Annotated in this window: 1 protein-coding gene; it reads left to right on the top strand. The window is 32.9% G+C overall.

Features of this window, described 5'->3' with window-relative positions:
- Positions 1-234: hypothetical protein (locus ACY2RX_RS14955; RefSeq protein WP_490104755.1), on the top strand; the 234-nt coding region annotated here is incomplete at both ends.

The following is a 234-nucleotide window of genomic DNA, read 5'->3' as shown; positions in this document are numbered from 1 at the left end:
GAAATTTCATTAATTGGGTACAAACCTGGAAAAGTTGAGATTACAAAAAACAATCAAAAAATTGAGGTTAAGCGTACAGAAAATGAAACTTCTTTAGATGAAATAGTTGTTTCTGCATCGAGAACTCCAGAGCGTGTTATGGAATCTCTTGTAACTATAGAAAGGTTAGAGGCTAGAGCTATAAAAAACACTTCCTCTCCTTCATTTTATGATGGTGTAGAAAATTTAAAAGGG

The sequence above is a fragment of the Polaribacter sp. 2405UD43-2 genome, from assembly GCF_058147125.1.
This window is presented reverse-complemented; position numbering and strand designations above follow the sequence as displayed.